Below are 6,330 nucleotides of genomic sequence, written 5' to 3'. Positions count from 1 at the left end.
ATCAACTTTTGACTTCGGCATCCTGACTTCAACCCTCCACAACGCTTGAGTGCGCGGTGTTTGTGGGCGCCTAGAAAGTCGGATTCGTTACTCTGCCGGCATCGTCTACAACAATTTTCCCTGGCCCTCCCCTACCGACAAGCAACGCACCGCCATCAAGGCCGCCGCGCAAGCCGTGCTCGATGCGCGCGCCGCGCATCCGGGCGCCAGCCTGGCCGATCTGTACGACCCGCTCACCATGCCGCCCGATCTGGTGAAATGTCACCAAAAACTCGACGCCGCCGTGGACGCCGCCTATGGCTACAAGGGCGCCTCCACCGATGCCGCGCGCGTGGCCTTTCTGTTTGGCCTGTATCAGCAGCTCACCAGCCTGCAGCCGACCGAAGGCAGCAAGCCGAAGCGCCGCCGTTCAGCGCCCGCTGTGGCCTGAGCTGCCCGCACACCAGGTCGGCCGTCGACGCCGACCCCTCGTTGTGCTTTAATGAATACATGTATTCATTAGGAGCGGTCATGCCTACTTCCATCCGACTTGATACCGAGATCGAGCGCCGGCTTGATCTGCTGGCTACCACCACCGGCCGCAGCAAGGCGTACTACCTGCGCCAGATCATCGAGCAGGGCATCGAGGACATGGAGGATTACTACCTCGCAGCCGATGTGCTCGAACGTGTGCGCAAGGGCCAAGAGCCGGTGCACTCCGCCGCGGACGTGAGGGCGGATCTTGGCCTGGACGATTGATTACACCGACACCGCGCTCAAGCAGTTGCGTGGCCTCGACAAACCCACGGCCCGCCGCATCCTCGACTACCTCAACAGCCGGGTGATCGGCAGCGGGGATCCGCGCAGCGCCGGCAAGGCGCTTACCGGCCCGCTGGGCGATCTGTGGCGTTACCGCGTGGGAAATTACCGGGTCATCTGCGAGCTGCAGGATGGACAGATGCGGGTGCTTGTCGTACAGATGGGAAACCGGCGTGAGGTGTATCGCTGAAAGCCGCAGTGTAATTGCTATTTCAAGTGTCTAAGATAGCGTTTAAATATTGTTTTAATATTAAAAACAATCGCAAATGATCTTAACGGTCGGTAACACCAAAGGCGGCGTCGGCAAGACCACCCTCGCCCTGAACATCGCCATCGCCCGCGCCATCGCCGGCCGTGACGTGTGGCTGATCGACGGTGACCGCCAGGGCACCGCACAGGACGCGATAGCCATCCGCGCTCACCGTGGCCACGCGCCCGGCATTGCCTGCGCAGCCTACCCGGATGGTCCGGTGCTGCGCGCCCAAGTACAGCAGCAGGCGCACAAGTTCGACGACATCATCATCGACGCGGGTGGACGTGACTCTACCGCGCTGCGCGCCGCGCTCACCCTGTCCGACGTGCTGTTGATCCCGTTCCAGCCGCGCAGCTTCGATGTCTGGTCGCTCGGGCAGATCGTCGTCCTGATCGACGAGGCGCGCAGCGTGCGCGACGGCCTGCGCGCCTGCGCTGTGCTCAACTGCGCCGACCCCGGCGAGGCCTCCACCGATAACGCCGAGGCAGCCGAGGCGGTCGCCGACTTCCCCCAACTCGAACTGCTGCCGACCCCGCTACGGCGCCGCAAGTCGTTTGCCAACGCAGCCGGTCAAGGTCTGTCCGTCCTTGAACTCAAGCCTGCCGACAAGAAGGCCTGTGAAGAACTGAATGCACTGTTAAACATAGTGTTTTAATATTATTTTACAATCTTAACACGATTACAAACGGTGTAATAAAATGGCTATCACCCGTCCTGTACCCAACGCGAACAAGACCCCCACCACAAGTGATGACGCTGCCGTCGAGGCCTTCATTTCCGGCGCCCCGGACTCACCGAAGAAGCCGCGCGGCGTCATCAAGGGCAAGCGGCAACAGATCACGCTGACCATGCCCCCCGCCCTGCTAGAGAAGGTCGACGCACTCGCGGCCGAGCTGGGCCAAAGCCGTGCCGCGGTCATCAACATGGCGATCTATCGCGCCGTCGAGCACGGTTTGACGATCGACGGTTTGCGGAAGAACTGACGAGCGCCCGAGCGGAGGGAGCATGTCGCTGTTTGATGAAGACGAGTACGCGCGGGAGTTGGCCGCGAAAGGTCTCGATCCGGTGCAGGCGGCGGAGATCGCACGGCGTACGGCAGGAACGTGCAAGCCGGGCCGTCTGCCGAAGTCCGCCGGCCCGGCGGACGACCTCTTCGCCCCGTCTGGCACGGTCCAGGCCGCCGCGCCGGCGCGCGGAACTGCCATCGTTTCCGATCTGATCGACTCCGCTGCAACGATCCTCACCAATGAGCCTAGCGGTAGCGATATTGCCTATCTGCATGCGATTCTTTGCCAGGTCGGCCTGCCCCGCGGTCCGAAGGCGGTCGAAGGGCTGACCGTTTTCGAGAGGGTTTGCGGCGGCGCCGCGCTGCGCGTGACGGCCGGTGCGCTATGGGACGGCCAGCAGCTCATCCAGCAGCCCATCCCCTACGGCGCGAATCCGCGCCTCGTCCTTGCATGGCTCAATACCCAGGCCGTTCGGAGCCGCTCGCCGGTGATCCCCGTCGGCGACAGTGCCGCCGAATTTTTGCGCATGCTCGGCAAGGAGAGCACGGGCGGCAAGAACGGCACCCTGACGAGCTTCAAGAAGCAGATCCAGGCGCTGGCGGCCTGCCACATGACCCTCGGTTTCAACGCCGCCGGGCGGGCCTATACGTACAACGGCCAGCCGGTGAAGCAGTTCGAGGCCTGGATTCAGCCGCGCGACTCACAGCAGCGCCCGTTGTGGCCCGGGGTGATCACGTTTTCGGACGACTACTATAAGTCTCTCGTCGACCACGCCGTTCCCCAAGACGTGCGCGCGATGTACGCGCTCAAGGGCTCCGCGCTGGCGATGGACATCTACGCGATGCTCGCCGAGCGGCTGCACCGCATCAGCGGCCGGCCGCTGATGCTGCACTGGAAGTCCCTGCGCGAGCAGTTCGGGCAGGAGTACCAGGGCGCCCAGCCAGACAAGGACTTCAGGAAGAAGTTTTTGCCGGCGCTGAAGAAGGTGCTGGCCGTCTATCCGAAGGCCAAAGTCCAGCAGGTGACGGGCGGTTTGCTCCTTTACCCATCGCCGCCGCCTATTCAATATAAATAATCGTTTGCATTTGGGATTTATGGTGTGACGCATAATCGGACCCCTCCGGGCTTGCTTCCCTCTAAGCCATAAGTTCTAGTGGCCTCCTTGAGGCTTCTCGGGGTAAGCCTGTGGGTAGCTCGAGTTGTCCACGCATAATTCGACCCCCCTCGCGCGCATAATCCGACCCCCCTTGGAGGGGCGTTTTGCGCATAATCGGACCCCCTTAATGCGCATAATCAGACCCCCCCTAAACCTTTAGGTATTGCCTTTAGCTTTTTCCTTTAACTTTTGACCTGTAATGGGTCGTGCTTGCTGGGGATAATTTGCGAATTCCGAGCCGGGCGAGGGGCACCCCTACGGGGTTCCCCCGGCAAGCCGGCCCCCCCTCCCCATCGTCGAGGCCCTGCGGGCGAGACCAACGAAAAACCACCACAGCCCGACCACCTGCCGCCCTGCATGGCGCCTGCGGATCTCGATAGTCATTAAAAACGTTCTGCAGAAAAGCCAGGACGCTCTGAGCGTTCGTGCTCGAACCCCATCCCCTTTGTTCTCCTCTGCCGAAGGGCCAGAATCGGCCTTCTATGCACTTTTTGGAGGGGGACTGGGGCCGCCCCACCATGTGCGGACGTTACGCCCTCTGCGACCTCGTTTCCCGCTTGCACGAGCACATCGCGCACCAGCTGCACTGAGGTGGTTTCGTCCTAGCCGGGGTCCTCTCACGAAACGGGAAAAATCGTACGGTAGCGATGTGGAGATGTACGGCAATCTGCCGCATAGTATCCAGCAGGAGGACAACACCATGCCCGCGGCCATCAATACCGCCCGTCTGGAAGCCCGGATTAGCGCCGAGCTGCATTCGATGCTCAAGCGTGCCGCTGAACTTCAGGGGCGCACCATGACCGATTTCGTTGTGGCCGCCGTCCAGGACGCCGCGCAACGCGCCATCGAGCAAGCCGAAGTCATCCGCCTGTCGCTGGCCGATCAGGAATGCTTCGCACAGGCGCTGCTGTCGCCGCCGCAGCCGTCACCGGTTCTGGAACGTGCTTTTGCTCACCGTGGCAAGCTCCTGCGCACTGAATGAGCAGCGCTCCGTTCCTGCTCGCGCCGCTCGATGCCGCGCATGACCGTGCCGCGTTCAACAGCGATTCCGAACCGCTGAACCGCTACCTGCGAGAGCAAGTCACCCAAGACATTCGCCGCCGCGTGGCGGCCTGCTTCGTGGCCTTGGGGGACGGGAGTCGCATCGCGGGCTACTACACCCTGGCGTCGGCAAGCCTGTTGCTGACCGATCTTCCGGCCAGCACCGGCAAGAAGCTGCCGCGCTATCCGACTGTGCCAGCGGTTCGCATGGGCCGCTTGGCCGTCGATCAGGCTTTCAAGGGCCAGGGTTTAGGCGGTGCGCTGCTGGCCGATGCGCTCGACCGTGCCGCCCGCTCGGAGATCGCCGCCTATGCCTTCTATGCCTTGATGGTGGACGCCAAGGACGAGGCAGCAGCGGCCTTCTACCGCTATCACGGTTTCATCGCTCTGCCCGAGTCGCCATTGACGCTTTTCCTGCCGCTGGCAACGTTGCAGGCTTCTCGGAAAACGGAAAATAAAGCACGCTAAACCGTTGGCATGCTTCGGCGTCAGATTGGGCTACACCTCAACCGGGCGTCAGGGTAGAGCAGGTTTCGGCATTTCCTGACTCCCACTCGCGACCTCTATGGCTCCAACCTGATGGATCGGGCCTTAGCGTACGATTGTTTCCGTTTCGTGAGCTGACCCAATTTGAGTTGCGTTGTGGTTTCATGAAAAGTATCATGTTACCGTGCATGCAACCAATGGAGGACGTCATGCCATCAATCCACGAATCGACCGGCAAGGTTGCGCGTCACCGCGAGCGGATGCGTGCTGCGGGGCTGCGGCCTGTTCAGTTTTGGGTACCGGACACTCGTTCGCCTGAGTTCGCGGCGCAAGTGCGCCAGCAGTGCCAAAGCCTTAAGGGCGACCCGGCAGAAGCCGACGTTTTGCGCTTCACCGAAGAGGCTGCAACCCACGTTGAGGGTTGGGAATGACGCAACGAGGCGACCTGGTAACGGTTTCCCTGCAAGGCGACTATGGCAAACCGCGACCGGCCTTGGTCGTTCAGTCAGACTTGTTGACGGATTTGGAGAGCGTTGTGTTGTGCCCGGTCACAAGCGATCTGCGCAATGCCGCATTTCGCGTGACCGTGGAGCCGAATCCCGCCAATGGTTTGCGCACGCTTTCGCAAATCATGGTGGACAAACTTTCGACGTTGCCGCGCAACAAAATCAGCGAACCGTTTGGCCGTCTCGATGACGAGAGGATGAAGACGGTAGATCGGGCATTGCTACTGGTCGTTGGCGTGATCTGATTGCGCCGATTTGAGCGGCCGAGTTGCGGTGTATGGGCTACTTTTTCTCAGGTTTTTGGGGGTCTTGTCGCCATCTTTTCGCAGTCTTTTTGCGGTGTTCTTCTCGGCCTTCTCGGTCCGGTAGCGGTGCGGTTGAGCTGGCAGCGCGGGGCAGGATGGGTGAAGTTAGCTAACCGTGCGAGCCGGTTACCTAACTTCACGGTCCCTTATTCGCGCCGGGGCGCTCAACGGGCATCCTGCTCTGCGAGGCTGCCTGGCTGCCGCCGGCGGGAAAGGGGCGCCCGCCGGCGGCAGCAAACTGCGACGGGGCATGGTTAGTGCGCGTCATCGAGCAGTACCACCGCGCGGGTGTCCTCGATCCACGCCAGCAGGCGGTCGGTACGCTCCCACGCCCGGAGCTTGCGCCAGTCCTCGCCCCGACCGGCGCACCACTTCTGCACTCGCTCATCGTCGCCCCACGCGCCGAGCGGCGTCACCGCGCGGAGATAGATCGCCGGCCGGTCGCGCCAGACGCCGACGGCATTACCGTAGAGGCGCCCGAGCCAGCGGCTTTTTCCGCTTGCGTGCGCGCCGGTGACAAGTCAGTCGGTCTTGACCGACAGCGCCTTCTCGTCGAGCACCCGTCCGTATTTTCGCGTCTTCGTGCGGACCAGCGGGACCACCGAGCGGGCGCCATCCTTCCGCACCCGGCCGCGCCTGAGCTTCAAGATCAACACGGGTTTCCTCCGTCTCGCCCTCGTCTTTGCCTACCCGGCGTGTTCAAAGAAAGTCCGGTCAGGCGTTCAAAACCCGCTGCTCCTGCGTGGTCGGCTCAGGGGGAAAGAAAGTCCGAGCAGAC

At 62.2% G+C, this 6,330-nt stretch carries 12 protein-coding genes; 10 read left to right on the top strand and 2 right to left on the bottom strand.

Annotation, left to right across the window (positions count from 1 at the left end):
- Nucleotides 1–49 precede the first annotated feature (49 nt).
- From GO608_RS01610 to GO608_RS01565, 10 genes are all read left to right on the top strand, one after another.
- Nucleotides 50–430 carry a type IIL restriction-modification enzyme MmeI gene (locus GO608_RS01610; RefSeq protein WP_211159644.1) on the top strand — a complete coding sequence of 127 codons (381 nt, stop codon included), beginning with the start codon at nucleotides 50–52 and terminating at the stop codon, nucleotides 428–430.
- A gap of 80 nt (nucleotides 431–510) precedes the next feature.
- On the top strand, nucleotides 511–738 hold the full coding sequence (relB, locus tag GO608_RS01605; protein WP_169200560.1) for a type II toxin-antitoxin system RelB family antitoxin: 228 nt from the start codon (nucleotides 511–513) through the stop codon (nucleotides 736–738).
- Complete coding sequence (locus GO608_RS01600; protein ID WP_169200561.1) at nucleotides 722–988, top strand: type II toxin-antitoxin system RelE family toxin; 267 nt, start codon at nucleotides 722–724, stop codon at nucleotides 986–988. The genes relB and GO608_RS01600 overlap by 17 nt, the downstream gene beginning before the upstream one ends.
- 76 nt (nucleotides 989–1,064) lie before the next feature.
- The gene (locus GO608_RS01595; RefSeq protein WP_169200562.1) at nucleotides 1,065–1,706 is read left to right on the top strand and encodes an AAA family ATPase; all 642 of its coding nucleotides are present in this window, start codon (nucleotides 1,065–1,067) and stop codon (nucleotides 1,704–1,706) included.
- Between the two features lie 43 nt (nucleotides 1,707–1,749).
- Nucleotides 1,750–2,034: a ribbon-helix-helix domain-containing protein gene (locus GO608_RS01590; RefSeq protein ID WP_169200563.1), complete on the top strand. Its 285-nt coding sequence runs from the start codon at nucleotides 1,750–1,752 to the stop codon at nucleotides 2,032–2,034.
- A gap of 22 nt (nucleotides 2,035–2,056) precedes the next feature.
- Nucleotides 2,057–3,133: a replication protein RepA gene (locus tag GO608_RS01585; RefSeq protein ID WP_247002750.1), complete on the top strand. Its 1,077-nt coding sequence runs from the start codon at nucleotides 2,057–2,059 to the stop codon at nucleotides 3,131–3,133.
- Between the two features lie 736 nt (nucleotides 3,134–3,869).
- A complete protein-coding gene (locus GO608_RS01580) occupies nucleotides 3,870–4,196 on the top strand; it encodes a type II toxin-antitoxin system TacA family antitoxin (protein WP_247002748.1) in 327 nt (108 codons plus the stop codon).
- Nucleotides 4,193–4,723 carry a GNAT family N-acetyltransferase gene (locus GO608_RS01575; protein WP_169200557.1) on the top strand — a complete coding sequence of 177 codons (531 nt, stop codon included), beginning with the start codon at nucleotides 4,193–4,195 and terminating at the stop codon, nucleotides 4,721–4,723. The genes GO608_RS01580 and GO608_RS01575 overlap by 4 nt, the downstream gene beginning before the upstream one ends.
- A gap of 227 nt (nucleotides 4,724–4,950) precedes the next feature.
- On the top strand, nucleotides 4,951–5,172 hold the full coding sequence (locus GO608_RS01570; RefSeq protein ID WP_169200558.1) for an antitoxin MazE family protein: 222 nt from the start codon (nucleotides 4,951–4,953) through the stop codon (nucleotides 5,170–5,172).
- Nucleotides 5,169–5,492 (top strand): type II toxin-antitoxin system PemK/MazF family toxin, encoded by a 324-nt coding sequence (locus GO608_RS01565; RefSeq protein ID WP_169200559.1) that lies wholly within the window; start codon nucleotides 5,169–5,171, stop codon nucleotides 5,490–5,492. The genes GO608_RS01570 and GO608_RS01565 overlap by 4 nt, the downstream gene beginning before the upstream one ends.
- A 314-nt stretch (nucleotides 5,493–5,806) precedes the next feature.
- Here the strand turns inward: GO608_RS01565 and GO608_RS19560 are convergent, their stop codons facing one another.
- Nucleotides 5,807–5,932: a hypothetical protein gene (locus GO608_RS19560; protein WP_343316733.1), complete on the bottom strand. Its 126-nt coding sequence runs from the start codon at nucleotides 5,930–5,932 to the stop codon at nucleotides 5,807–5,809.
- A gap of 141 nt (nucleotides 5,933–6,073) precedes the next feature.
- The gene (locus GO608_RS19485) at nucleotides 6,074–6,208 is read right to left on the bottom strand and encodes a hypothetical protein (protein WP_281505701.1); all 135 of its coding nucleotides are present in this window, start codon (nucleotides 6,206–6,208) and stop codon (nucleotides 6,074–6,076) included.
- Between the last annotated feature and the right edge of the window lie 122 nt (nucleotides 6,209–6,330).

The sequence above is a fragment of the Aromatoleum buckelii genome, from assembly GCF_012910785.2.
Lineage (GTDB): Bacteria > Pseudomonadota > Gammaproteobacteria > Burkholderiales > Rhodocyclaceae > Aromatoleum > Aromatoleum buckelii.
This window is presented reverse-complemented; position numbering and strand designations above follow the sequence as displayed.

What these genes read in the sequence shown, in the direction of transcription:
- relB (WP_169200560.1), top strand. Translation starts at nt 511, where the DNA reads ATGCCTACTTCCATCCGACTTGATACCGAGATCGAGCGCCGGCTTGAT.
- GO608_RS01595 (WP_169200562.1), top strand. Translation starts at nt 1,065, where the DNA reads ATGATCTTAACGGTCGGTAACACCAAAGGCGGCGTCGGCAAGACCACC.
- GO608_RS01590 (WP_169200563.1), top strand. Translation starts at nt 1,750, where the DNA reads ATGGCTATCACCCGTCCTGTACCCAACGCGAACAAGACCCCCACCACA.
- GO608_RS01585 (WP_247002750.1), top strand. Translation starts at nt 2,057, where the DNA reads ATGTCGCTGTTTGATGAAGACGAGTACGCGCGGGAGTTGGCCGCGAAA.
- GO608_RS01580 (WP_247002748.1), top strand. Translation starts at nt 3,870, where the DNA reads ATGTACGGCAATCTGCCGCATAGTATCCAGCAGGAGGACAACACCATG.
- GO608_RS01575 (WP_169200557.1), top strand. Translation starts at nt 4,193, where the DNA reads ATGAGCAGCGCTCCGTTCCTGCTCGCGCCGCTCGATGCCGCGCATGAC.
- GO608_RS01570 (WP_169200558.1), top strand. Translation starts at nt 4,951, where the DNA reads ATGCCATCAATCCACGAATCGACCGGCAAGGTTGCGCGTCACCGCGAG.
- GO608_RS01565 (WP_169200559.1), top strand. Translation starts at nt 5,169, where the DNA reads ATGACGCAACGAGGCGACCTGGTAACGGTTTCCCTGCAAGGCGACTAT.